The following is a 22,576-nucleotide window of genomic DNA, read 5'->3' as shown; positions in this document are numbered from 1 at the left end:
ATACGGAACAGCAAGCGCGCGAGCGCTGTTGCGCAGAACAAATCGGTCCGCTGTACCTGTCGCGACGCGGCGGTGATCGGAACACTGGTCCCCATCATCTTCATGGCGCCCGGACCCGCGACCGGTCGGGCGATGACCTCATGTTCCTCACCCATGTCCTGAGATGGCTGCCCGCGCCGTGGTCCGGGCAGCACGTGCCGACCCGTCTGGCGAAGGCGATGGCGCCGAGGCAAGCGTCGACCGCCGACGATCACGCGCTGGCGGCCGGTCAGTCGACGCTGCTGCGGCTGGCCCGCGGCACGGTGCTGCACCTGCGCGGCGGCGAGATCAGCGTCGAGGACGCGCCCGCGCTGTGGGCCGACCACTGCTGGCCGCAACCGATGCGCCTGCGCGCGGGCGAGACCTGGATCGTGCCGCGCACCGGTTGGTGGCGAATCGACGGCCGTCCCTCCTGGGACGGCGTCGGCCGGTTCAGCCTTCGGCGCTGAGCGCCGGGCGCCAGGCACGCGGCGCTGGGGGCGCTGAAGCGCAGAGGCTCAGTGCACGCCTGCCAGCAGCGCGGCGTTGCCGCCGGCGGCCGCGGTGTTGATCGTCAGCGTCTGCTCGGCGACCAGGCGGTAGAGCTGGCGCGCATCCGCCAGTTCCATCATCGGCATGACCGGCAGGATCGCGCCGTCGCGGCCGGCGAGCTCGCGCTGCGCCGCCAGCTGCAGGCCCGCGGGCGCGATCACGCCGGCCAGCTTCGCCGCGCGCAGCACCGCGCCGAGCTGGTCAGCCGGCAGCAGCTGCATCGCCGCCGCCGCCACGCCCCCGCGCATCAGCGCGGTGCGCAGGTCCTGCGCCGTGTCGCCGCCGCCCACCACGGCCACCGCGTTGCCCGCCACCAGCGCCGCGCCCAGCGCGCGCGCCAGTTCCTCGGTCGACGCCCCCTGCGCCAGCACCGCGATCACGCCGCGGCCGTGCAGGCGCAGCTCGTTGCTCTCGCCGGTCGGACCGGGCAGCTTCACATCCACCAACGCACGGCGCGCGGCCGCGCCCAGCGTGCGCCAGGCTCCGGCCACCACCGGCGGCTGGCCGGCGCTGGCGCGCTCCAGCGCGGTGGCGCGCTCGTCCAGCGCGCGTTCGGCCCAGGCCTCGTGCGCCGCGAACAGCGGCCCGAGGTCCGTGCCGGCGACCGTCGTCACCAACGCCGGCGCCGCCACCTCGGTCGCCTCGACCTTGGGCTGTGCCGCGAAGCGCAGCAGGTAGTGCGGGCCACCCGCCTTCGGGCCGGTGCCCGACATGCCCTCGCCGCCGAAGGGCTGCACGCCGACCACCGCGCCGATGATGTTGCGGTTCACATAGACGTTGCCGATGCGCGCCTGCGACGCCAGGCGCAGCGCGCGGCTGTCGATGCGGGTCTGGATGCCCAGCGTCAGGCCGTAGCCCAGCGCGTTGATCTCGCGCACGACGCCGTCCACATCGCCGCTCCAGCGCACGACGTGCAGCACCGGGCCGAAGATCTCCTGCTTCAGCGAGGCGATCGTCGGCAGCTCGACCGCCACCGGCGGCAGCAGGCGCGGGCAGGCATCGGCCGGCACGGCCTCGGCGATCAGCGTCGCCTCGCGCTTCAGGCGCTGGACTTCCCGGGAGACGCCCTGGAAGGCTTCATCGTCGATCAGCGGACCGACGTCGGTGGCCAGATCGGCGCTGTCGCCGACGCGCAGTTCCTTGACCGCGCCGCGCAGCATCTCGATGACGCCATCGGCCACCGCCTCGTGCACCGCCAGCAGGCGCAGCGCCGAGCAGCGCTGGCCGGCGCTGCGGAAGGCCGATTGCACGACGGCGTCGATGACCTGTTCGGGCAGCGCGGTCGAGTCCACGATCATCGCGTTCAACCCGCCGGTCTCGGCGATCAGCGGCAGCGCCGCGGCGCCGGGCTTGGCCGCCAGCTGGCGGTTGATGATCTGCGCCACCTGCGTCGAGCCGGTGAAGCACACGCCCGCCGTCTGCGGCGCGGCCACCAGGCGCGCACCGACGGTCTCGCCACGGCCATGCACCAGTTGCACCGCGTCCTCGGGGACGCCGGCGGCATGCAGCAGCTTCACGCATTCGGCCGCGACCGCGGGCGTCTGCTCGGCCGGCTTGGCGGCGACGGCATTGCCGGCGGCCAGTGCGGCCACCACCTGGCCGGCGAAGATCGCCAGCGGGAAGTTCCACGGCGAGATGCAGACGAACACGCCGCGGCCATTCAGCGCGACGCCATCGGCGGCCAGGCGCTCGGCCTCGTCGGCGTAGTAGCGCAGGAAGTCGATGGCCTCGCGGACTTCGCTGATCGCGTCGCCGAAGCTCTTGTAGGCCTCCTTCACCAGCAGCGCGCAGTACTGCGGCAGCTGTGCCTGCAGCGCGTCGGCGGCGCGGCGCAGCACCGCGGCGCGCCCGGCCACCGGCGTCGCGTTCCAGCCGGCGAAGCCGCCCTGCAGGCGCGCCATCACCGCGTCCACTTCATCGGGCGAGGCTTCCGTCAGCGTCGGCACGCTGCAGGCGGCCAGCGCGTCCAGCAGCGGCTGGCGCTGCGCCGGCACCGCCAGGTCCAGGCCCGCGGAGTTGTCGCGGCCGCGGCCCGCCGCGTCGCGGTACAGCGCCACCGGCAGCGGCAGCGCCGCGGCCTCCTGGATCTGCGTCATCGGCGAGGCCAGCAGCTCCTCCGGCGCCACCGTCGGATCGGCCAGCTGGTGGACGAAGGAGGAGTTGGCGCCGTTCTCCAGCAGGCGGCGCACGAGGTAGGCCAGCAGGTCGCGGTGCTCGCCGACCGGCGCGTACACGCGGCAGGGGATGCTGCCGTCCTTCAGCACCTCGCGGTAGATGCCCTCGCCCATGCCGTGCAGGCGCTGCATCTCGAACTTGGCGCCCAGCGCGCGGGCCATCTGCAGGATGGCGGCGATGGTGCCGGCGTTGTGGCTCGCGAACTGCGGGTAGATGACGTCGTGGTGCTGCAGCAGGGCCTGCGCGCAGGCCAGGTAGGACACGTCCGTGTGCGGCTTGTGCGTGTAGACCGGGTAGCAGGGCAGGCCCTGCTCCTGGGCGCGCTTGATCTCGCCGTCCCAGTAGGCGCCCTTCACCAGTCTCACCATGAAGCGCAGCCCATGCCGGCGGGCGATCTCGGCGACCGCCTCCACCACGTCACGCGCGCGCGTCTGGTAGGCCTGGACCGCCAGGCCGAAGCCGCGCCACTGCGGGAAGTGGGTGGCGATGCGCGCCGCCAGCGCGTCGAGCAGCTCCAGCGACAGCTCGAGCCGGTCGACCTCCTCGGCGTCGATCGTCAGGTTGATGTTGGCTTGCGCCGCCTTCTCGACCAGCTGCCACACGCGCGGCAGCAGCTCGGCGTAGACGCGCTCGCGCTGCAGCACCTCGTAGCGCGAGAACAGCGCCGACAGCTTGATCGAGATGCCGTCGCTGCCCTCCGGCGACTCGGCCTTGCGACCGGCGGCGATGGCGGCGATCGCATTCAGGTAGGACGCCTGGTAGCGCTCGGCATCGCGCTCGGTGCGGGCGCCCTCGCCCAGCATGTCGTAGGAGAAGCGCAGCTGCGCCTGCGCCTTGCGCGCGGCGTCGGCCTCCTTCATCGCCTCCTGGATGTTGCGGCCGAGGACGAACTGGCGGCCCAGCAGCTGGATCGCCCGCACCGTCGCGGCCACCACCGTCTGCGCGCCCAGGCGCTTCATCAGGCCGCCGTCGGACTCGGCGTCCGGCAGGAACTTCTTGGACAGCGAGATCGCGCTCGCCGCCAGGCCGGCCAGCATCTTGTGCGGGCCGTCCGAGCCGCCTTCGAAGTCGGCGCGGCCGAGCTGGTCGGCGGTCAGCGCGATGGCGGTCTCCGCATCGGGCACGCGCAGCAGCGCCTCGGCCAGACGCATCAGGGCCAGGCCCTCGGCGCTGGTGATGGGGTACTCGCGCAGCAGCGACTCCATCGCCCAGAACGGCGCCGGGTTGGCGCGCACCTGCTGCACCCAGGGGCGCGCCTGGTCGACCACCGCCGGCCAGTGCAGCGTCTGCAGCGGCTCGGCCAGCGCGCGCACCAGCGGCAGTTCCTCGCGGTAGGGGTCCGGCAGGCGGGAGGTCTCGGGCGGCAGGGCGAAGGCGGTCATGGGATCCTCGAATGTTCGTGCGAGGGGCACTCCCCTAGCGAATATCGGGAGTGTAAAAAGGAGGGCTCCGAATTAATCTCCAATGTTTAGGCCATTCACCGCACGGAATCCAGCATGAGCGACCTCCAGGACCTGGACAAGATCGACCGGCGCATCCTCGCGCTGCTGCAGCAGGACGGGCGCATCAGCAACCTGAAGCTGGCGGAGGAGGTGCAGATGTCCGCGACGGCGGTGCTGGAGCGGGTGCGGCGGCTGACGCGCGAGGGCTTCATCCTCGGCTACGAGGCGCGCCTGAATCCGGCCAAGCTGGGCGCGCAGATGCTGGTGTTCATCGAGATCCTGCTGGACCGCACCGTCCACGACGTCATGGACAACTTCCGCGCGGCGGTGCAGGCGCGGCCGGAGATCCTGGAATGCCACCTGGTGGCGGGCGGCTTCGACTACCTGCTCAAGACGCGGGTGTCGGACATGGCGGCCTACCGCGAGTTCATCGGCGCCGTCATCTGGACGCTGCCCGGTGTGCGCGAGACGCGGACCTACGCGGTGATGGAAGAGGTGAAGCACACGACAGCGCTACCGCTGTGACTTGCACACACCGCCGGCGCCGGCAAGTGATTTCAAGGGGGAGATGTCCTCCCCCGCCAGCCCCTCCATCTGCGGGCTGACGGCCGCGGGCCGACAGGATCACCATGGAGTGCCCCTTCCCCGTGATCCCGGAGTTCCAGCGATGAAGTACCGGTCCTCCCTCCCACAACTCCCGCCCGCGGCGTCCAGGCCGATGGCGACCGGCGGCGGGTCCGACAGCCTGTATCCCAGCCATTACGGCGAGAGCCGTTTCAGCCATGGCGAAAGCCAGTACGCGGACAGCGGCAGCAGCTTCGGCGACTCCGAGTTCGGCTTCGAGCCCCCGCCCAAGCGCACCGTCGCCGGTCCGGTCGAGAGCTGGCATGACTCGAGCTACGTCCTCAGGCGCGGCCTGGAGGTGCGCGAGATCAGCGCCCGCGAATGGCGGCTCTGGGTCAGCGAGCCGGCCCCGCCGACCGCGCCCCGGCGCCGCGTGAACGGCGACGGCGACGCCTGATCAGGCCAGCTGCAGCCGCTTGGCCGGCGCGCGGCGCAGCGGCTCGGGCGGCGGCGTGAGCACGAAGTCCTCGGCCGGCATCGGGCGGCCGTAGTACCAGCCCTGGGCCCAGTCGCAGCCTTCGCGGCGCAGCCACTCGACCTGCTCGAGCGTCTCCACGCCCTCGGCCAGCACGTCCAGGTGGAGGCTGCGCGCCAGCACGATCACCGTGCGCGCGATCGCGGCGACGTTGGCGTCGCTGCTGAGCTCATGGACGAAGCTGCGGTCGATCTTCAGCGTGCTGACCGGCATCCGCTTCAGGTAGGCCAGCGAGGAATAACCGGTGCCGAAATCGTCGATGGCCACCCGCACGCCGCGCTTGGAGATGCGGGTCAGCAGGCTGATGGCCTGCTCGGCATCCTCCAGCAGCAGGCTCTCGGTGACCTCCAGCTCCAGCGCGCTGGGCGGGCAGCCGGTCTCGCCGAGGATGAAGTCCAGCGTCTCGATGAAATCGGGCTGGCGCAGCTGGCGGGCGGACACGTTGACCGCGACCTGCTGCGGCTTGCCCTCCTGGCCCTGCCAGCGCGCCACCTGCGCGCAGGCCTGCTCCAGCACCCAGCGCCCGATCGGGATGATCAGGCCGGTCTCCTCGGCCAGCGGGATGAAGTCCGCCGGCGAGATCGGCCCGCGCGTCGGATGCCGCCAGCGCAGCAGCGCCTCGGCGCCGATCAGCTGGCCGTCGCTCAGGCGCACCTGCGGCTGGTATTCGAGGCGGAACTGCGCGGCCTCATTGGCCTGGCGCAGCGCGTGGGTCAGCTCGAAGCGCTGCTGCACCGCCTGGGTCAGCTCCGGCCGGTAGGCCTGGACCGAGCCGCGCGCATGCAGCTTGGCGCGCACCATGGCGACCTCGGCATTGCGCAGCAGCTCGTCGACCTGCGTGCCGTCGGCCGGGAACAGCGCCAGGCCGATGCTGGCGCCGACATTGAAGCGGTGGTTGTCGATCACGACCGGCTCGTCCATCGCCTGGATCAGGCGGTCGCCCAGGCGCATCGCGGTTTCCTCGTCGACCAGGCCGGACAGCACCACGACGAATTCATCCGCGCCCACCCGCGCCACCGAGTCGCTCAGCCGCGTGACATTGGCGAAACGCGCCGCCGCCGTCAGCAGCACCTGATCACCGGCGGCATGGCCGGCGATGTCGTTGACGTCGCGGAAGCCGTCCAGGTCGATGTAGAGCACCGCCACGCAGGTGTGCTCGCGCTGCGCGTTGCCGATCTGGCGCGAGATGCGGTCGCGCAGCAGCGCCGCGTTGGGCAGGCCGGTCAGGCTGTCGTGCAGCGACTGGTGCAGCAGCTCGGCCTCGGTCTGCTTGATGCGGGAGATGTCGGTCAGCACGCTCAGGTACTGCACCTGGTCGGGATCGCCCGACGGCGCCGGCACCTTCACGAAGGTGGCCCACATCGGGATCGATTCGCCGTTCTTGTGGCGCTCGGTGACCTCGCCGCTCCACTTGCCGCGGGACTCGATGTCGGCCCACAGCGCGCGCAGCTTCTCGGGATCCTGCTCGGCCTCGCGCAGCAGCAGCGGGCGCTTGCCCAGCAGCGTCTGGCGGTCATGGCCGACCATCGCGACCAGCGCCGGATTGACGTCGACGATGCGCAGGTTGTGGTCGATGACCATGATCCCTTCGCCGCAGTGCTCGTAGACGGTGGCGGCGCGGCGGGCGGCATCGGTGGCCTGCTGCAGCTGGGTGATGTCGCGCGCGATGGCGACCTGGCCGAGGTACTGGTCGTCATCGACCACCGGCGCGCTGAGCACGTCCAGGCAGCGGGCGCCGCCGTCGGCGCCATCACGCCAGGTGAGCGTGCGGCCGTCGGCCTGCGTGTCGACCCAGCCCGGCGGGTTGGGCAGGTCGGCGTCGCGGCGGCCGATGATCTCCTGCTCGCTCAGGCCGACAGCGCGCTCGAAGGCCGGATTGCAGCCCTCATAGGCGCCGTTCGCGTCCTTGAAATACATCGGGTCGGGGATCGCGTTCAGCAGCGCGCTGAGGCGGGCGCGCTCGCGGCGCACGCGCTTGAGTTCCTCGCGTCGGCGTTGCAGCCGGCCGCGCTGCTGCACGAACAGGCTGACCATCACGCCCAGCGTCAGGCCGCCGATCACGCAGCCGGCGCCCAGCCAGAACACGGTCGAGCCGGAATCGATCCACGCCGGCAGGCGCGAGGCCATCCCGGTCGCCGCCGCCTGGACCGACGCAGGCGCGGACGCGCCGGCCCATGCCGTCGTGCTCAGGCACGCAGGCAGCAGCGCGGACACGGCAAGGCATCCCCAACGACGGGTCAGGCGAAGACGCATGGCTCACCCAAGCTTTTCTTATGAATGGAGGGGCAACAGCTGGCCCCATGTCGGCGGCGGCCGCGTGTGGCGGCCGCTCCCTTTGGCTCGACCTTCGGAGTATCGGCGCGCGGCTGAAGGGGCCGCTAGGGTTTACAGCGAGGCCGCCACCTGGGTTCCCTGCAGGATTGCACGCTTTGCGTCCAATTCTTTCGCCTCGGCCGAACCGCCGATCAGGTGCACCGACCGGCCCGCCGCGCGCAGCGGCGCCTCGAGTTCGCGCAAGGGTTCCTGGCCGGCGCACAGCACGATGGTGTCGCAGTCGATGCGCTCGGGCTCGGTGCGATCCTCGCCCCGGCTGATCCACAGGCCCGCCGCGTCGATGCGCTCGTACTGCACGCCGCCGATCATCCGTACGCCGTGCGTCTTCAGCGCCGCGCGATGGATCCAGCCGGTGGTCTTGCCCAGGCCGGCGCCGAGCTTGCCGGCGCGGCGCTGCAGCAGCGTGATCTCGCGCTCGGCCGGCTCGGGTTGCGGACGCGCCAGGCCGCCGCGCGTCTCCTGCGGATCGCCGACGCCCCAATGCCGGCGCCAGGCGGGCGCATCCAGCGCCAGCGAGTGCCCCTGCTCGAGCAGGAACTCCGACACGTCGAAGCCGATGCCGCCCGCGCCGACCACCGCCACGCGGCGGCCGACCGGCTTCTCGCCGCGCAGCACTTCCAGGTAGGTCAGGACCTGACCGCGCGCGACGCCTTCCTCCTGGCCGGGGATGCGCGGATCGCGCGGCGTGACGCCGGTGGCGAGCAGCACCTCGTCGTAGTCCATCAGGTCCTGGGCGCCGACGCGCCGGCCCAGCTGCGGCGTCACGCCCAGCAGTTCCAGCCGCCGCTTGAAGTAGCGCAGCGTCTCGTGGAACTCCTCCTTGCCGGGGATGCGCTTGGCCAGGTTGAACTGGCCGCCGATCTCGGTGGCGGCGTCGATCAGGGTGACGGCATGGCCGCGCTCGGCCAGCGTCGTGGCGGCGGCCAGGCCGGCCGGTCCGGCGCCGACCACGGCCACGCGCTTGCGCCGCTGCTCCGGGGTCACCGGCACGATGCGCAGCAGCGTCTCGTGGCCGGCGCGCGGGTTGACCAGGCAGGACGCGACCTCCTGCTTGAAGACATGGTCCAGGCAGGCCTGGTTGCAGGCGATGCAGGTGTTGATCTCGTCGGCGCGGCCCTCCGCGGCCTTGCGCACGAAGGCGGGGTCGGCCAGCAGCGGCCGCGCCATCGAGACCATGTCGGCCGAACCGTCGGCCAGCACCGACTCGGCGACCTCCGGCGTGTTGATGCGGTTGCTGGTGATCAGCGGGATGCGCAGGCCCTCGGCGTGCAGCTGGTCGCGCAGCTTCTTCGTGACCCAGGCGAAACCGGCCCGCGGCACGCTGGTGGCGATCGTCGGGATGCGGGCCTCATGCCAGCCGATGCCGGTGTTGATGATGGTCGCGCCGGCCCGGGCGACGGCGCGCGCGAGCTGCAGCACCTCGTCCCAACTGCCGCCGTCCGGGACCAGGTCCAGCATCGACAGGCGGTAGATGATGATGAAGTCCGGCCCGACGGCCTCCCGCATGCGCGTCAGGATCTCGACCGGCAGCCGCATGCGGCGCGCGAAGTCGCCGCCCCAGGCGTCGTCGCGCTGGTTGGTCGCGGCGACCAGGAACTGGTTGATGAAGTAGCCCTCGGAGCCCATCACCTCGACACCGTCGTAGCCCGCTTCGCGCGCCAGCACGGCGCAGCGGATGAAGGCGCGGATCTGGCGCTCGATGCCGCGCTCGCTCAGCGCATGCGGCGTGAAGGGCGAGATCGGCGACTTCAGCGCCGAAGGCGCGACGTTGAACGGGTGGTAGCCGTAGCGGCCGGTGTGCAGGATCTGCAGCGCGATCTTGCCGCCCTCGGCGTGGACCGCGCGCGTGATGGCCTGGTGCCGCCGCGCGGCGCCGCCGGTCATCAAGGTGCCGGCGAAGGGCTTGGCCCAGCCGGCGATGTTGGGCGCGTAGCCGCCGGTGACGATCAGGCCGACCTGGCCGCGGGCGCGCTCGGCGAAGTACTCGGACAGGCGCCCGATGTGCTTGCGCGAGTCCTCCAGCCCTGTGTGCATGCTGCCCATCAGCACGCGGTTCCTGAGGGTGGTGAAGCCCAGGTCCAGGGGCGACAGCAGCTGCGGGTAGGCATTCATGGCGCGGATGCTAGCGGCGCGCCCACCGGCCGTTTAGAGAGTGGAACCCAGGAGGGAAGACCCCAGGTGCGCCCGCGCTGGGCCGGACGCCAGCAATGCTGTGTCGGTCTTGATATGGAACTACACAAACCTGGCAAGCGGCCACAAGCCGCAGCAACACGGGCCTCGTTCAATCCCGCCATCCTCAATCGGAGTGTCGGACGATGCGATTCAAGACCTGGGCCTGGGGCCTGAGCGTGGCCGCGGCCACCTTGCTGGCTGCCTGCGGGGGCGGCGGTGACAGCAGCACGGCGCAGATGCGCCTTCTCAACGCCAGCATCGGCTATGCCGCGCTGGACATGTCGGTGGACAGCACGACGGTCAACTCCGCCGTGGCCTACGCCGGGGTCGGCAGCTATGCCGACGTGAAGACCTCCGCCACCGGCACCGAGATCCAGAGCAACAGCGTCGGCAGCACGCTGGCCTCGTCCACGCCGACGCTGGCGGCCGGCAGCCACTACGCGATGATCGCCTACGGCTCGGCGGGCTCGCTGCAGACGACGCTGCTGCAGGAGGACCAGGAAGCGCCGGCCTCCGGCAAGTCCAAGCTGCTGGTGCTGAACCTGGCGCCGGACGCGGGCTCGATGGACGTCTACGTCACCGGCGCGGACGAGACGCTGGACACCGCGTCGACGGTGGCGGCCGGCATCGCGGCCGGCTCGGGCAGCGGTTACGTGTCGCTGAACAGCGGCACCTTCCGGGTCCGCCTGACCGCCGCCGGCTCCAAGAGCGACGTGCGCCTGGACATCCCCAGCATCACCCTGCCCTCGGCCGGCGTCTCGACGCTGGTGCTGACCGGCAGCGCCGGCGGCGTGCTGGTCAACGGCATCCAGCTGATCCAGCAGGGCGCGACGACCAACTTCCCCAACACCACCGCACGGGCGCGGCTGGTGGCGGCGGTGGGCGGCAGCGCGCTGGTGTCGGGCTCGGTCGGCCAGACGGCGCTGATGCCCACCTCGGTCGCGCCGACGATCGGCGACTACACGACCCTCACGGCCGGCGCGGCCGACCTGTCGGTCTACGTCAACGGCCAGCTGATGTCCTTCGCCAAGCCGACGCTGGTGGCGGGCAACGACTACACGCTGATGGTGTGGGGCCCGGCGGCGAGTCCGCAGCTGGCGGTGCTGACCGATGACAACCGCCTGCCCACCAGCCCGACGACGACCGCCAAGATCCGCCTGGTCAACGGCGTGGCGAGCGCCGCGACCGGCCTGACGCTGAACGTCGACTACAGCGCGCTGGCGTCGAACGTGGTGGCCGGGACGGCCTCGACGGCGCAGACGACGCCGGCCTCGACCTCAGCGCTGCTGACGGTGACCTCGCCGTCGTCGACGACGCCGGTGTACTCGCTGAGCGACCTGGGCATCACGGCGGGTTACGTCTACACCGTCTTCGTGATGGGCGACAGCACCGCGATGGTGGGCTCGCTGCGCCGCGAACGCACGAACAACTGACGCGCCGAAAGCGCTGGAAAGCGCCGGCCGGGCCCTTGCCCGGCCCTCAGGCCCGACGCTCCGGGCCCCAGCAACTTCCTCCCTGTTGGCCACGTCCTCTCACGAGGCGTGGCCCTTTTTTCGCTGGTCGGCTGCCCCAACTTTGAGTCAGACCGACTCTCACCTGAATCAGGCGCGTTCGACAAAGAGGCAAGTGAGGGCCACTGCGCCCGCGGGAAGCGCTCCTTAGCCTCCCAGGTTTTTCACTTGGCGCCCGACGGGCGATGCCGACGATGCACTCCCAGAACCGAAACACCCTGACCCTGTGGCTGTCGCTGAGCTGCGCCGCGCTGCTCGTGGCCTGCGGCGGAGGCGGATCCCACAAGGACGCCCGGGTCCGGCTGCTCAATGCGAGCGCCGATCTGTCGTCCGCCGACCTGTTCGTCGAGAACGGCAAGCTGGCGTCCTCGATCGCCGCGCGCTCGGTCAGCGCTTATGCGGACCGCGGCCCCGGTGGCTTGTCGCTGCAGATCCGCAGCAGCGGCGACGGGGCGACGGTCGCGTCCTCGCCCGCGACGCTCAAGGACCAGACCCACTACACGGTGATCGCCTACGGCAGGACCGGGGCCATCCGGACCAGCCTGCTGCAGGAGGACCAGGAAGCGCCGCCGTCCGGCCAGAGCAAGCTGATGGTGCTGAACCTGGCCCCCGAAGCCGGCGCGCTGGACGTGTTCGTCACGGCCGCTGACGCTTCGCTCGCTGGCGCCACGCCGTTCGCGACCAACCTGGCCGGCGGCGCGGGCAGCGGCTACCTGACGCGCAACAGCGGCAGCTTCCGCGTGCGGGTCACCGGGACCGGCCGGACCGACGACCTGCGCCTGGATCTGGCGGACCTCAAGCTCGACTCGGGCGCGGTGACGACGCTGGTGCTGACCGGCGGCAGCGGCGGCGTGCTGGTGCACGGCCTGACGCTGGCGCAGCGCGGCGAGGCGGTGCGCCGGGACAACCCGATGGCGCGGGGGCGGCTGGTCGCGGCCATGGCCGGCGGGCGGGTCGACGGCAGCATCGGCGAACGCAAGCTGCTGGACGCCGCCGCGGCGCCCGTCATCGGCGACTACACGCAGGTGCCGGCGGCCGCCTCGGCGCTGCGGACCTCGCTCGACGGCCAGGAGACGGTGCGCACCCTGCCCGCGATGACCGCCGGCGGCGACTACACGCTGCTGCTGCGCGGCCCGGCAAGCTCGGCCACGCTGGACGTGCTGACCGACGAGAACCGCCCGCCGGCGCAGGCCGGCCAGGCGCGGCTGCGGCTGGTGAATGGCCTGGCGCAGCCGGTCTCGCTGAACTTCAACTACAGCCCGTTGGCTGGGGCGATCTCGCCCGGCGCCGCGGGCGGCGGCACGGTGACGGCCACCACGTCCGCGCTGCTGACGGTCACCGCCACCCAGTCGGCGGCGGCGCTGCACACCGAGCCCAGCTTCGCCGCGCTGGCCGACGGCGTCTACACGGTGTTCATGCTCGGTGGCGATGGCACGGCGCGTGGCGTCGTGCGCCGCGAACGCTGATCGCCAGGGCGTTCGGGCGCCTCTCCTGACGCGCCCGGACGCCGCATGCGGCAACATCGCCGGATGTCCTCGCCGCCGCTCCGTCCCACCGTGATCCAGATCCGCCGCCTGCGCCAGCTGTGGCGCTCGGCGGGCTGGCCGTGCCAGGACATGCTGGAGGTGGAGCTGCTGGCGCTGGGCTGGCTGGAGCGCCAGCAGGACGCGCACGGCCGCGAGACGCTGCGGCTGACCGCCCCCGGCATCGAGGTCCTGCACCTGGGCCTGCGCAGGAACCGCGCCGCCCGCGACCGGCACGAGGATCTGGTCGGCCGGATGGCGGTGGAACTGCAGCGCGCGGGGCGCGTCGTCTGGCGCGGACTGTCGCTGCGCGCCGGCCTGCCGCGCGAAGACGAACCCGACCGCCTGCGCTGGGTCAACGCGATGCCCGACGTCTATTCGGTGCGCAACACCACCGTCGAGGATTACCTCGAACCGGCCGTCCACGAGATCAAGGTCAGCCGCGCCGACCTGCTCTCGGAACTCCGCCGCCCGGCCAAGGCGCAGGCCTACCTCGCGCTGAGCGGCCAGTGCTGGTACGTGCTGCGCGCGGGCATCGCCGCGGTGGAGGAAATCCCGCCCGCCTTTGGCGTGCTGTTCGCGCATGAACTGGGCGAGGGCTGGCGCTTCGAGCTGGGCCGTCCGGCGCCGCGCCGGCCGATGAGGCCGGACTTCGGCACCTGGATGGCGCTCGCGAAGGCGGCGCCCGAAGCGCCGCCGCTGGACGAGGGTCAGGACTTGCTGGGCGAGGTCTGAAGGCCGTCGGCCCGGTGCGCCGGCGCGGTCGCGGCCTTGGGCGCCAGCAGCAGGTACAGCAGCGGGCCGACCGAGCCGGCCGCCAGCGTGATCACCGCATACGGCCAGAAGCGGCGGCCCTGCTGCCGCGCGTCGCGCCACAGGAAGCCCAGCAGCAGCACGCAGGCGATCATCAGGTCGGCCACCGCCTGGCGGCTGCCGGGCCGCTCGAACAGCGACATCCACAGGCCGACGTAACCCAGCTCCACGACGACGTGCATCGAATACGCGCCGAACACGGCCAGCACCAGGGCGAGGGAGATCTTCAGCATGACGGGCTCCTTGAGGTCATCGACGGGTTGAACATGGCGGTCAGTCTCGGCGGCGGCGCGCGCCGGCTCAATGACCTGCGAGGTCATTGCCGCCATCCACCCCGCGGCTAGCATGCCCCGCATGAACACGTTCACCGCCTCGACCTCCGCGACCTCCCCCGTCACGGTGCTGCTGCCGCAGCTGCGCCGCGAGCGCCGCCTGAGCCAGCTCGAGCTGTCGCTGCGCGTGGGCGTGTCGCAGCGCCACCTGAGCTGCATCGAGACCGGCCGCGCGCGGCCCAGCCGCGAGATGCTGATCGCGCTGCTGGACGCGCTGGACGCGCCGCTGCCGCGCCGCAACGAGGCGCTGCTGGCCGCCGGCTACGCGCCGCACTATCCGCGCCGCTCGCTCGACGATCCCGACCTCGGCGCGGTGCGCGAGGCGCTGCGCCATCTGCTCGACGCGCACGACCCCGCGCCCGCGCTGGTGCTGGACGGCGGCTGGAACCTGGTGATGGCCAACCGCGGCGCGCACCGGCTGATGACGCTGCTGGGCGTCGACGCCGAGGCGATGCTCCAGCCCGGCTTCAACCTGCTGCGCGCCTGCCTGCAGCCGGGCGGGCTGCGCGCGCTGTGCGAGAACGAGGCCGAGGTCTGCGCCGCGCTCTGGAGCCGCGCCCAGCACGAGGCCGCGCATTTCGCCGAGCTCAAGCCGCTGCTGGAGGAACTGCGTCCGCATGTGCCGCAGCGCGTCGCGCCGCACGCCCACACGCCGCTGCTGCACACGCGGCTGCGTTCGTCGGCGGGCGTGCTCAGCCTGTTCTCGGCGTTCACCAGCTTCGGCTCACCGCTGGACGTCACGCTGGCGTCGCTGCGGGTGGAGCACTTCTTCCCCGTGGACGCCGCGACGCGCCGGGCGCTCGCGGACGACTGAGCCCTGCTCCGCCGGCGACGGCCGCGCCCCGCGCCGTCCCCGTTTCGCGCGGCGGCGTGGCGCGCCACGGGCACTCGCCGTTTTCGGCCGGCTATCCTGCGCCCTCCGCATCAGGAGGAGACACGCCATGAGCGATACCCCGGAGAGCTTCGAAGGCGGCTGCGACTGCCGCCAGGTCCGCTACCGCATGACCAGCCGGCCGCTGTTCGTCCACTGCTGCCATTGCCGCTGGTGCCAGCGCGCCAGCGGCGCGGCCTTCGCGCTCAACGCGCTGATCGAGGCGGACCGCGTGGAGCTGCTCGCAGGCGAGCCGGTGCCGGTGATGAATCCGTCGGCGAGCGGCAAGGGCCAGAAGATCTGGCGCTGCCCGACTTGCTGGATCGCGGTGTGGAGCAACTACGCCGGCGCCGGCGACGCGATGCGCTTCGTGCGCGTGGGCACGCTCGACGAGCCGGACCGGCTGCCGCCGGACATCCACATCTTCACCGCCTCCAAACAGCCCTGGGTGCAGCTGCCGCCGGGCGCCGTCGCCGTGCCCGAGTACTACGACGCCCGCGAACGCTGGCCCGCCGAGAGTCTGCGGCGCGGCGCGATCCTGCGGGGCAAGCAAGGTTAGAAGCGTCCCGCATATCGGGCGGGCCGGCGCGGCGCCACAATGCCGCCTTCCCTCGACACCGACGGCTCACGAGGCCGCGCGTTCCGCCATGACTTTCCGCACCTCGACCGCCCGGCGCCTGCGCTCGGCCGCCCGACTGACCGTCCTTGCCGCCGCGCTGTCCACGATCGGCGCGATCCCGGCGCTGATGCCCGCGGCGACCGCCGCGAGCGCGGCGTCCTCGGTCTCGTGGCAGGAGGCCTCCGGCGACGCCGACATCGAGCGCGCCTTCGCCCAGGCCCGCGGCGAGAAGAAGCCGGTGCTGCTGTACTGGGGCGCCAAGTGGTGCCCGCCCTGCAACCAGCTCAAGGCCACGCTGTTCAACCGCGCCGACTTCATCGAGCAGTCGCGCGCCTTCGTCGCGGTCCACATCGACGGCGACAACCCCGGCGCCCAGCGCCTGGGCGCGCGCTTCAAGGTGCGCGGTTATCCGACCATGATCCTGTTCGGCAACGACGGCCAGGAGCTCACGCGCCTGCCGGGCGAGGTCGACGCACCGCAGGTGCTGCGCGTGCTGCAGCTGGGCCTGGCCGGCGGCCGGCCCGTCAAGACGGTGCTGGCCGATGCCCAGGCGGGCCGGAAGCTGTCCGCCAACGAGTGGAAGCTGCTGGGTTTCTATTCCTGGGAGACCGACGAGCAGCAGCTGGTGCCCGCCGCGCAGCGGCCCGCGCTGCTGGCGCGGCTCGCCGCGGCGAGCCAGGGCGTCGATGAGGAGACGACCACCCGGCTGTGGCTCAAGGCGCTGGCCGCCACCGAGGGCGGCGGCGCGCTCAAGGCGGATGCCGCGCTGCGGTCCCGCGTGGAGCAGGTGCTGGCGGATCCGGCCGCTGCCCGCGCGCAGATGGATGTGCTGAGCAACAACGGCGACGACATCGTCCGCGCGCTGGCGCCCGCCGCGGGTCCGGACCGGCAGGCGCTGGTCGCGAAGTTCGATGCGGCGCTCAAGCGCTTCGAGGCCGACGCCTCCCTGTCGCGGGCCGACCGCCTGCAATCGCTGATCGCACGGGTCGAACTGGCGCGGCTGGACCAGTCCAAGACCGAGCTGACGCCCAAGCTGCCCGCGCCGCTGCTGGCGGAGGTGAAGGCGCATGCCGCCAAGGTCGACAAGGAGGTCACCGACGGCTATGAGCGTCAGGCGGTGATCACGTCGGCGGCCTTCCTGCTCGGGCGCGCCGGCTTGTGGAGCGACAGCGACGCGCTGCTCAAGGCCAGTTTGGCCAAGAGCCACAGCCCGTATTACCTGATGAGCTCGCTGGGCGGCAACGCCCGCAAGCAGGGTCGCAAGGAAGAGGCGCTGCGCTGGTACGAGGAGGCCTTCAACAAGAGCGAAGGGCCGGCGACGCGGTTGCAGTGGGGATCGAATTACCTGAGCGCGCTGGTCGAGCTGGCGCCGCAGGACGCGGCACGCATCGAGAAGGCCGCCTCGCAGCTGCTGGCCGAGGCGGGGAAGGACAAGGGCGCGTTCTATGAGCGCAGCGCGCGGGCGCTGCAGAAGGTCGGCAGCCAGCTGGTGGCGTGGAACGCGAAGGGGCAGCATGAGGCCACCCTCGCGCGGCTGCGGACGCAGCTCGACGGCGTGTGCGCCAAGCAGGACGCCGATGACAAGGGCGCCTGCGAGTCGCTGCTGAAGAAGGGCTGAGGCCGCTGGCCCTCACCCCCACCCTCTCCCGCAAGCGGGAGAGGGAGAAAGAAGAAGAGCGAGTGCAGCCGGTGTTACTCCCTCTCCCGCTTGCGGAAGTGCGGGAGAGGGGGAAAAGAAGAGCGAGTGTGGCCGGTATGACTCCCTCTCCCGCTTGCGGGAGAGGGCAGGGGTGAGGGCTATCACCCTGCCGAGGGCCCCGACTACTTCAGCAGGCCCTCTGCCTTCATCGCTTCCTGCACGGCCGGCCGGGCCGCGACGCGTCCGCGGTAGGCCACCAGATTGGGGTAGCCGGCGAGATCCACGCCCACGTGCTGAGCCCAGTTCGAGACGGTGAACAGGTAGGCATCCGCGACCGAGAACTGCTCGCCCATCAGGAACTGCTTGCCGTCGAGCTGGCCGTCGATCCACTTGAAGCGCTCATGCAGCTTGCTGCGGAACACGCCCTTGGCGTCCTCCGAGACCGCCGGGTTGAACAGCGGGCTGAAGGTCTTGTGCAGCTCGGACGTGATGAAGTTGAGCCACTCCTGCAGCCGGTAGCGCGCCATCGTGCCGTTGGCCGGCGCGAGCTGCTTGTCGGGCGCCTGGTCGGCGATGTACTGGACGATCGCCGGCCCTTCGGTCAGCCGCTGGCCGTCGTCGAGCTCCAGCAGCGGCACATACCCCTTGGGATTGATGCCGTAGTAATCGGTCCCGTCCTGCAGCTTGTGGGTCTTGGTGCTGGCCAGCACCGGCTCGAAGGCCAGGCCGGCCTCGCGCAGGACGATGTGCGGCGACAGCGAGCAGGCGCCAGGGCTGTAGTAGAGCTTCATGGGGTCTCCTTCGACGTGGCCCGCTCGGCAGCGAGCGGGCGATGGGGGAACGGATTGGGGAAGCGGAACCCGGGGACCATACGCGCCCAGCCGGACCAGCGCAATGCCGAGGGCGGCGCGCGGGGATGTCGCCGTCGCGCCAATCGCCCGGCGGCCGCGCGCCTACAGTCGCCCGGTCGCGACTTGTCCGAGGACCTGATCGATGAGCTCCCTGACGCCCGCCCCGGCTTCCACCCCGACCCATGCCTTCGAGGACTTCAGCGTCGGCCAGGTCCGCGAGTTCGGCTCGCGCCTTGTCGACCGCGAAGAGGGCCTGGCCTTCGCCGCGGCCTACGACCCGCAACCGCTGCACCTGGACGAGGACGCCGCCAACGCCTCGGTGCTGGGCGGCCTCTCGATCAGCGGCTGGCACACCTGCGCGCTGGTGATGCGGATGATGTGCGACGCCTACCTGCTGGACTCGACCAGCCAGGGCTCCCCCGGCATCGACCAGCTGCGCTGGCTCAAGCCGGTGCGCCCCGGCGACACGCTGCGGGTGCGCATGACCGTGCTGGAGACTAAGGACAGCCGCAGCCGCCCGGCGATCGGGCTGGTGCGCTCGAGCTGGGAGGTCTTCAACCAGAAGGACGAGCTGGTCATGACCATGGACGGCTGGGGCATGTTCGGTCGCCGCGGGACCTGACCGAAGGCACCCGGCCGCGTCTCTCCCGCTGGCCATAATCGCCGGGCACGACGGAGGAGAGAGTCCATGTTGACGCGTCCCGGGGCAAGGCCTGCCCCCCGAGCCCGGCCGGTCCCGGCCCTGCGACCGAAGGCGGCGGCTTCAGCAGCAGCGTTCGCAGCGGCGATCGCGGCCGCGCTCGCGCTGGCCGCCGGCGGCGCCCGCGCCGCATCGCCCGAGGCGGCCTCGCCGCTGAAGGCCTGCCGGGTCGACGGTGTCTCCACCGAGGTGCTGTGCGGCCAAGTCAGCCGGCCGCTCGATCCGGCCCGGCCCGACGGCGTGCGCATCGACATCCGCTACGTCGTGGTGCCCGCGCTGGCCCGCAACAAGCTGCCCGACCCGGTGCTGCTGCTGGCCGGTGGTCCCGGCCAGAGCGCCATCGCGCTGACGGCCTCGGTGATGCCGCGGCTGTCGCGGTTGAACTATCGCCGCGACCTGGTGTTCATCGACCAGCGCGGCACCGGCCGCTCGGCGCCACTCTCCTGCCCCGACAACAGCGACCGCAGCCTGGACGAGCTGCTCAAGCCCGGCGCCAAGGTCCGGCTGCTCGAGCAATGCCGCGACGCGCTGCAACGGCTGCCCCACGGCGACCTGCGCTTCTACACCACGACGATCGCGATGCAGGACATGGACGCCGTGCGCGCGGCGCTCGGCGTCGAGCGCTGGAACCTGATCGGCGCGTCCTACGGCACCCGCGCGGCGCTCGAGTACCAGCGCCAGTTCCCCGACCGGGTGCGCCGCGCCGTCATCGACGGCGTCGCGCCGCCGGACATGGTGCTGCCGGTCAGCTTCTCCCAGGACGCGCAGCGCGCGCTGGACCTCAGCTTCGCCGCCTGCGCCCAGGCCGCCGACTGCCAGGCCCGCTATCCGGCGCTGAAGGCGGAATGGCAGGCGCTGCTCAAGGGCATGCCGCGCAAGGTCGCCTTCACCCATCCGCTGACCGGGCGGCCGGAGGAGGTCACCCTGACGCGCGAAGGCCTGCTGGGCCTGGTGCGCCCGCCGCTGTACGCGCCCCAGGTCGCCGCGGCGCTGCCGGCGGCCATCCATGAAGCCTCGCTGGGCCGCTTCGACGCGCTGGCGGGGCTGGCCGGCCAGCTCGGCGGCGGCTCGCGCGCGATGCGGATCTTCGAGGGCATGCACTTCTCGGTGATCTGCGCCGAGGACGCACCCCGCATCGCCGCCTCGACCGAGGCGCCCTCGCCCGACTTCGGCACCCTGGACCGCGACCTCTACGCGCGCGTCTGCGCCAGCTGGCCGCGCGGCGCGGTCGACCCCGCGTTCTACGTCCTCCCCCCAGCCCGCCATGCGGTGCTGATCGCCAGCGGCGGCAGCGATCCCGCCACGCCCGAGCGCCACGGCCAGCGCGTGCAGGCCGCGCTGGGCGCGCAGGCGCGGCATGTGGTCGTGCCCAACGCGGGCCATGGCGTCGTGCTGGCGCTGCCCTGCATGCGCGACGTGCTGTTCCGCTTCATCGACGCGCCGCGGGATGCCGATGCCTTGGCCGTCGACGCGAGTTGCGCCCTCAAGCTGCCGCGCCCGCCCGCCTTCCTGCCCCCCACCCCGGCGACCCTCGCGGCCGCCGCCTCCGCCGTCCGGGAGTCCGACCGATGATCCGCCTGCATGCCCTCCACAAGGCCTTCCAGACCCGCGGCGGCGGAGGCTCGCTGGCGGCCCGCTTCGGCCGCAAGGGCCCGACGCGCACCGTCGTCGCGGTCGATCACCTGGACCTGGACGCGCCCAACGGCCGCATCACCGGGCTGCTCGGTCCCAACGGCGCCGGCAAGACGACCTCGCTGCGGATGCTGGCGGGCCTGTTCCCACCGGACCGGGGCGCGATCGAGGTCGACGGCGTGGACGTGCTGCGCTCGCCGCGCGAGGCGCTGTCGCGCATGGGCATCCTGGGCGACGCCCATGGCCTGTACCCGCGCCTGACCGCGCGGGAGAACATCGTCTACTTCGCGCGGCTGCAGGACCTGCCGATGGAGCAGGCCCAGGCGCGGGCGGAGTCGCTCGCGGAGCTGCTGGACATGCGCGCCATCCTGGACCGCCGCGCCGAGGGCTTCAGCCAGGGCGAACGGATGAAGACCGCGCTGGCCCGCGCGCTGGTGCACGACCCGGCCAACATCGTGCTGGACGAGCCGACCAACGGGCTGGACGTGGTCGCCACGCGCGCGCTGCGCGAGGTGCTGCGCCACCTGCGCTCGCCGGCCGGCGGCGCCAAGTGCATCGTCTTCTCGAGCCACATCATGCAAGAGGTGGAACAGCTCTGCGACCAGGTCGTGGTCATGTCGCACGGGCGCTCGGTCGCGACCGGCACCGTCGACGGCCTGCTCGCGCAGACCGGCCGGCAACGCTTCGAGGACGCCTTCGTCGACCTCGCCTTCCCCGAGGCCGCGCACGCGCGCCACCTGGAGTCCGCATGAACGGTCCCTTCCTCAAGGCTTTCCGCACCGTCTTCGCCAAGGAGATCGTCGACGCGCTGCGCGACCGCCGCACGCTGCTGCGCCTGCTGGTGCCGGCGGTGCTGATGGGGCCGCTGCTGCTGATGCTGATGTCGGGCCTGACGGCCTCGCTGCAGGAGCGCGCCGAGCAGCGCGAGCTGCTCGCCGTGGGCATCGAGCATGCGCCCACGCTGCGCAACTACCTCGAGCGCCAGAACTACACGATCAAGGCCGCGCCGGCCGACTACGAGGCCCAGCTGCGCTCGTCCACGCTGAGCGATCCGGTGATGGTGGTGCCGGCCGACTTCGAGACGCTGCTGGCCGGCGGCGAAGCGCCGCGCATCGAGATCGTCACCGACAGCGCCAACCAGCGCGCCGAGGCCGGCGTGGGCACGATCAGCCGCCTGCTGCAGGGCTTCGGCAGCGAGCGCGCGACGCTCGCGCTGGCGATGCGCGGCATCGGCGCGCGGCAGCTGCAGCCGGTCGAGGTCCAGGAACGCGACCTCGCCAGCCTGCAGGCGCGTTCGACGCGGCTGACCCAGATCCTGCCGATGTTCATCATGATGGCGGTGCTCTACGGCGCGCTGACCGCCGCGCTGGACAGCACCGCCGGCGAGCGCGAGCGCGGCTCGCTCGAGCCGCTGCTGGTCAATCCGGCGCCGCATGCCGCCATCGTCGCCGGCAAGTGGGCCGCGGTGATGATGGCGGGCCTGGCGGTGGCCGTGCTGTCCAACCTCAGCTTCCTGCCCGGCCAGTGGCTGATGCGCAGCGACGCGCTGGCGGCGATGTTCCAGTTCGGCTGGAGCGAGGCGCTGCGCTTCCTGCTGCTGCAGATCCCGCTGGCCGCGGGCCTGGCGGCGGTGCTGATGGCGCTGGCCATCCGCACCAAGACCTTCAAGGAAGCGCAGGCCAGCACCACGCTGGTGGTGACCGCGATCTCGCTGGCGCCGGTGGTGGCCATCATCCATCCCGGCGGCGAGGCCTCCTGGCACCTGTGGGTGCCGGGGCTGGGCCAGAACCTGCTCATGATGCAGGTGCTCAAGGGCGAGCCGCTGACCTTCGCGAAGGTGATGCCGACGGTGATCGTCGGCGCCGCGCTCACCGTGGCCGGGCTGGCGCTGGTGGCGCGCTCGATGCGCGCGGCCGTGGCGCGATGAGCTCAGTGCCGCGTCGCGAGCGCCAGCTGCACCTGCTCCTGCCACGGCAGCGTGTGCACGATGCCGTTGAGCTGGATGGCCGATTCGATGGGAGCGAGCACCTCGCCCTCGCCATTCAGGAACTGGAGATTGGTCACCAGTGCCATCGGATCGACCATCGACACGATGCCGTAGGGCATGCGCACCCAGTCCCAGGCCACGCCGGCGGCGCCGAATTCCGACTCGCCACTCCACAGGGTTTGCCCCATGGCCGGGTGATCCTCGTCTCCCGCCACCAACACGCGCGTGCTCAAATGCGCGAACTGTAAGCGGGGTAGACGCTGCACATCACACAATATTCGTGGCCACGCGTACACAATCCAAGCT

Annotated in this window: 19 protein-coding genes; 13 read left to right on the top strand and 6 right to left on the bottom strand. The window is 71.9% G+C overall.

Annotated features, from left to right (window positions below; all coding sequences use genetic code 11):
* The first annotated feature begins 140 nt into the window (after positions 1–140).
* Positions 141–488, top strand: a complete 348-nt coding sequence (locus ACTJKJ_RS10015; RefSeq protein ID WP_440820329.1) for a hypothetical protein — start codon at positions 141–143, stop codon at positions 486–488.
* A 48-nt stretch (positions 489–536) separates the two neighbouring features.
* Here ACTJKJ_RS10015 and ACTJKJ_RS10010 read toward each other — a convergent pair whose 3' ends face one another.
* Entirely contained in the window at positions 537–4,127 is a 3,591-nt protein-coding gene (locus tag ACTJKJ_RS10010; protein WP_440820328.1) for an L-glutamate gamma-semialdehyde dehydrogenase, read from the bottom strand.
* A 114-nt stretch (positions 4,128–4,241) separates the two neighbouring features.
* On the opposite strand from ACTJKJ_RS10010, the gene ACTJKJ_RS10005 reads away from it, so the two are divergent.
* Both ACTJKJ_RS10005 and ACTJKJ_RS10000 read left to right on the top strand, forming a co-directional pair.
* Positions 4,242–4,712 carry an Lrp/AsnC ligand binding domain-containing protein gene (locus ACTJKJ_RS10005; protein ID WP_091729536.1) on the top strand — a complete coding sequence of 157 codons (471 nt, stop codon included), beginning with the start codon at positions 4,242–4,244 and terminating at the stop codon, positions 4,710–4,712.
* Positions 4,713–4,854: 142 nt separating this feature from the next.
* Complete coding sequence (locus ACTJKJ_RS10000) at positions 4,855–5,208, top strand: hypothetical protein (RefSeq protein WP_141225384.1); 354 nt, start codon at positions 4,855–4,857, stop codon at positions 5,206–5,208.
* Here ACTJKJ_RS10000 and ACTJKJ_RS09995 read toward each other — a convergent pair whose 3' ends face one another.
* The gene (locus ACTJKJ_RS09995; protein WP_440820327.1) at positions 5,209–7,500 is read right to left on the bottom strand and encodes a sensor domain-containing protein; all 2,292 of its coding nucleotides are present in this window, start codon (positions 7,498–7,500) and stop codon (positions 5,209–5,211) included.
* A gap of 171 nt (positions 7,501–7,671) precedes the next feature.
* Positions 7,672–9,732 (bottom strand): oxidoreductase, encoded by a 2,061-nt coding sequence (locus ACTJKJ_RS09990; RefSeq protein ID WP_440820326.1) that lies wholly within the window; start codon positions 9,730–9,732, stop codon positions 7,672–7,674.
* 203 nt (positions 9,733–9,935) lie between these two features.
* Between ACTJKJ_RS09990 and ACTJKJ_RS09985 the strand changes: the two genes are divergently transcribed.
* From ACTJKJ_RS09985 to ACTJKJ_RS09975, 3 genes are all read left to right on the top strand, one after another.
* Entirely contained in the window at positions 9,936–11,225 is a 1,290-nt protein-coding gene (locus tag ACTJKJ_RS09985; RefSeq protein WP_440820325.1) for a DUF4397 domain-containing protein, read from the top strand.
* Positions 11,226–11,497: 272 nt separating this feature from the next.
* Positions 11,498–12,769 carry a DUF4397 domain-containing protein gene (locus tag ACTJKJ_RS09980; RefSeq protein WP_440820324.1) on the top strand — a complete coding sequence of 424 codons (1,272 nt, stop codon included), beginning with the start codon at positions 11,498–11,500 and terminating at the stop codon, positions 12,767–12,769.
* A 63-nt stretch (positions 12,770–12,832) separates the two neighbouring features.
* Complete coding sequence (locus ACTJKJ_RS09975; RefSeq protein WP_440820323.1) at positions 12,833–13,561, top strand: hypothetical protein; 729 nt, start codon at positions 12,833–12,835, stop codon at positions 13,559–13,561.
* Here the strand turns inward: ACTJKJ_RS09975 and ACTJKJ_RS09970 are convergent.
* Positions 13,537–13,872, bottom strand: coding sequence for a DUF2834 domain-containing protein (locus tag ACTJKJ_RS09970; protein ID WP_440820322.1), 336 nt, complete (start codon positions 13,870–13,872; stop codon positions 13,537–13,539). The genes ACTJKJ_RS09975 and ACTJKJ_RS09970 overlap by 25 nt on opposite strands.
* A 121-nt stretch (positions 13,873–13,993) precedes the next feature.
* Here ACTJKJ_RS09970 and ACTJKJ_RS09965 point away from each other — a divergent pair, with 121 nt between their 5' ends.
* From ACTJKJ_RS09965 to ACTJKJ_RS09955, 3 genes are all read left to right on the top strand, one after another.
* Positions 13,994–14,785, top strand: coding sequence for a helix-turn-helix domain-containing protein (locus ACTJKJ_RS09965; RefSeq protein ID WP_440820321.1), 792 nt, complete (start codon positions 13,994–13,996; stop codon positions 14,783–14,785).
* Between the two features lie 127 nt (positions 14,786–14,912).
* Positions 14,913–15,401: a GFA family protein gene (locus ACTJKJ_RS09960; RefSeq protein ID WP_091729563.1), complete on the top strand. Its 489-nt coding sequence runs from the start codon at positions 14,913–14,915 to the stop codon at positions 15,399–15,401.
* 88 nt (positions 15,402–15,489) lie between these two features.
* A complete protein-coding gene (locus ACTJKJ_RS09955; protein ID WP_440820320.1) occupies positions 15,490–17,079 on the top strand; it encodes a thioredoxin family protein in 1,590 nt (529 codons plus the stop codon).
* A gap of 203 nt (positions 17,080–17,282) precedes the next feature.
* Here the strand turns inward: ACTJKJ_RS09955 and gstA are convergent, their stop codons facing one another.
* Positions 17,283–17,891, bottom strand: coding sequence for a glutathione transferase GstA (gene gstA, locus ACTJKJ_RS09950; protein WP_297389213.1), 609 nt, complete (start codon positions 17,889–17,891; stop codon positions 17,283–17,285).
* 202 nt (positions 17,892–18,093) lie between these two features.
* Between gstA and ACTJKJ_RS09945 the strand changes: the two genes are divergently transcribed.
* The 4 genes from ACTJKJ_RS09945 (at position 18,094) to ACTJKJ_RS09930 (ending at position 22,210) form a co-directional block, all read left to right on the top strand.
* Positions 18,094–18,573 (top strand): MaoC family dehydratase, encoded by a 480-nt coding sequence (locus ACTJKJ_RS09945; protein ID WP_440820319.1) that lies wholly within the window; start codon positions 18,094–18,096, stop codon positions 18,571–18,573.
* A 66-nt stretch (positions 18,574–18,639) separates the two neighbouring features.
* A complete protein-coding gene (locus ACTJKJ_RS09940) occupies positions 18,640–20,223 on the top strand; it encodes an alpha/beta fold hydrolase (RefSeq protein ID WP_440820318.1) in 1,584 nt (527 codons plus the stop codon).
* Positions 20,220–21,035, top strand: coding sequence for an ABC transporter ATP-binding protein (locus tag ACTJKJ_RS09935; protein WP_440820317.1), 816 nt, complete (start codon positions 20,220–20,222; stop codon positions 21,033–21,035). Before ACTJKJ_RS09940 ends, ACTJKJ_RS09935 begins: the two co-directional genes overlap by 4 nt.
* Entirely contained in the window at positions 21,032–22,210 is a 1,179-nt protein-coding gene (locus ACTJKJ_RS09930) for an ABC transporter permease (protein WP_297389201.1), read from the top strand. Before ACTJKJ_RS09935 ends, ACTJKJ_RS09930 begins: the two co-directional genes overlap by 4 nt.
* A gap of 2 nt (positions 22,211–22,212) precedes the next feature.
* Here the strand turns inward: ACTJKJ_RS09930 and ACTJKJ_RS09925 are convergent, their stop codons facing one another.
* Positions 22,213–22,458 carry a hypothetical protein gene (locus ACTJKJ_RS09925; RefSeq protein WP_091729590.1) on the bottom strand — a complete coding sequence of 82 codons (246 nt, stop codon included), beginning with the start codon at positions 22,456–22,458 and terminating at the stop codon, positions 22,213–22,215.
* Positions 22,459–22,576: the final 118 nt, after the last annotated feature.

The organism is Roseateles sp. 22389, assembly GCF_052044995.1.
GTDB lineage: Bacteria > Pseudomonadota > Gammaproteobacteria > Burkholderiales > Burkholderiaceae_C > Roseateles.
The sequence above is the reverse complement of the archived record's forward strand: the minus strand, read 5'-3'. Positions and strand labels throughout refer to the sequence as shown.

Bases quoted from the DNA above. Each gene is read 5' to 3' on its own strand.
- ACTJKJ_RS09930 (WP_297389201.1), top strand. From the start codon at position 21,032: ATGAACGGTCCCTTCCTCAAGGCTTTCCGCACCGTCTTCGCCAAGGAG.
- ACTJKJ_RS09925 (WP_091729590.1), bottom strand. From the start codon at position 22,458: ATGGGGCAAACCCTGTGGAGTGGCGAGTCGGAATTCGGCGCCGCCGGC.
- ACTJKJ_RS09980 (WP_440820324.1), top strand. From the start codon at position 11,498: ATGCACTCCCAGAACCGAAACACCCTGACCCTGTGGCTGTCGCTGAGC.
- ACTJKJ_RS09970 (WP_440820322.1), bottom strand. From the start codon at position 13,872: ATGCTGAAGATCTCCCTCGCCCTGGTGCTGGCCGTGTTCGGCGCGTAT.
- ACTJKJ_RS10005 (WP_091729536.1), top strand. From the start codon at position 4,242: ATGAGCGACCTCCAGGACCTGGACAAGATCGACCGGCGCATCCTCGCG.
- ACTJKJ_RS09960 (WP_091729563.1), top strand. From the start codon at position 14,913: ATGAGCGATACCCCGGAGAGCTTCGAAGGCGGCTGCGACTGCCGCCAG.
- gstA (WP_297389213.1), bottom strand. From the start codon at position 17,891: ATGAAGCTCTACTACAGCCCTGGCGCCTGCTCGCTGTCGCCGCACATC.
- ACTJKJ_RS10010 (WP_440820328.1), bottom strand. From the start codon at position 4,127: ATGACCGCCTTCGCCCTGCCGCCCGAGACCTCCCGCCTGCCGGACCCC.
- ACTJKJ_RS09940 (WP_440820318.1), top strand. From the start codon at position 18,640: ATGTTGACGCGTCCCGGGGCAAGGCCTGCCCCCCGAGCCCGGCCGGTC.
- ACTJKJ_RS09975 (WP_440820323.1), top strand. From the start codon at position 12,833: ATGTCCTCGCCGCCGCTCCGTCCCACCGTGATCCAGATCCGCCGCCTG.
- ACTJKJ_RS10000 (WP_141225384.1), top strand. From the start codon at position 4,855: ATGAAGTACCGGTCCTCCCTCCCACAACTCCCGCCCGCGGCGTCCAGG.
- ACTJKJ_RS09945 (WP_440820319.1), top strand. From the start codon at position 18,094: ATGAGCTCCCTGACGCCCGCCCCGGCTTCCACCCCGACCCATGCCTTC.
- ACTJKJ_RS09935 (WP_440820317.1), top strand. From the start codon at position 20,220: ATGATCCGCCTGCATGCCCTCCACAAGGCCTTCCAGACCCGCGGCGGC.
- ACTJKJ_RS09965 (WP_440820321.1), top strand. From the start codon at position 13,994: ATGAACACGTTCACCGCCTCGACCTCCGCGACCTCCCCCGTCACGGTG.
- ACTJKJ_RS10015 (WP_440820329.1), top strand. From the start codon at position 141: ATGTTCCTCACCCATGTCCTGAGATGGCTGCCCGCGCCGTGGTCCGGG.
- ACTJKJ_RS09990 (WP_440820326.1), bottom strand. From the start codon at position 9,732: ATGAATGCCTACCCGCAGCTGCTGTCGCCCCTGGACCTGGGCTTCACC.
- ACTJKJ_RS09955 (WP_440820320.1), top strand. From the start codon at position 15,490: ATGACTTTCCGCACCTCGACCGCCCGGCGCCTGCGCTCGGCCGCCCGA.
- ACTJKJ_RS09985 (WP_440820325.1), top strand. From the start codon at position 9,936: ATGCGATTCAAGACCTGGGCCTGGGGCCTGAGCGTGGCCGCGGCCACC.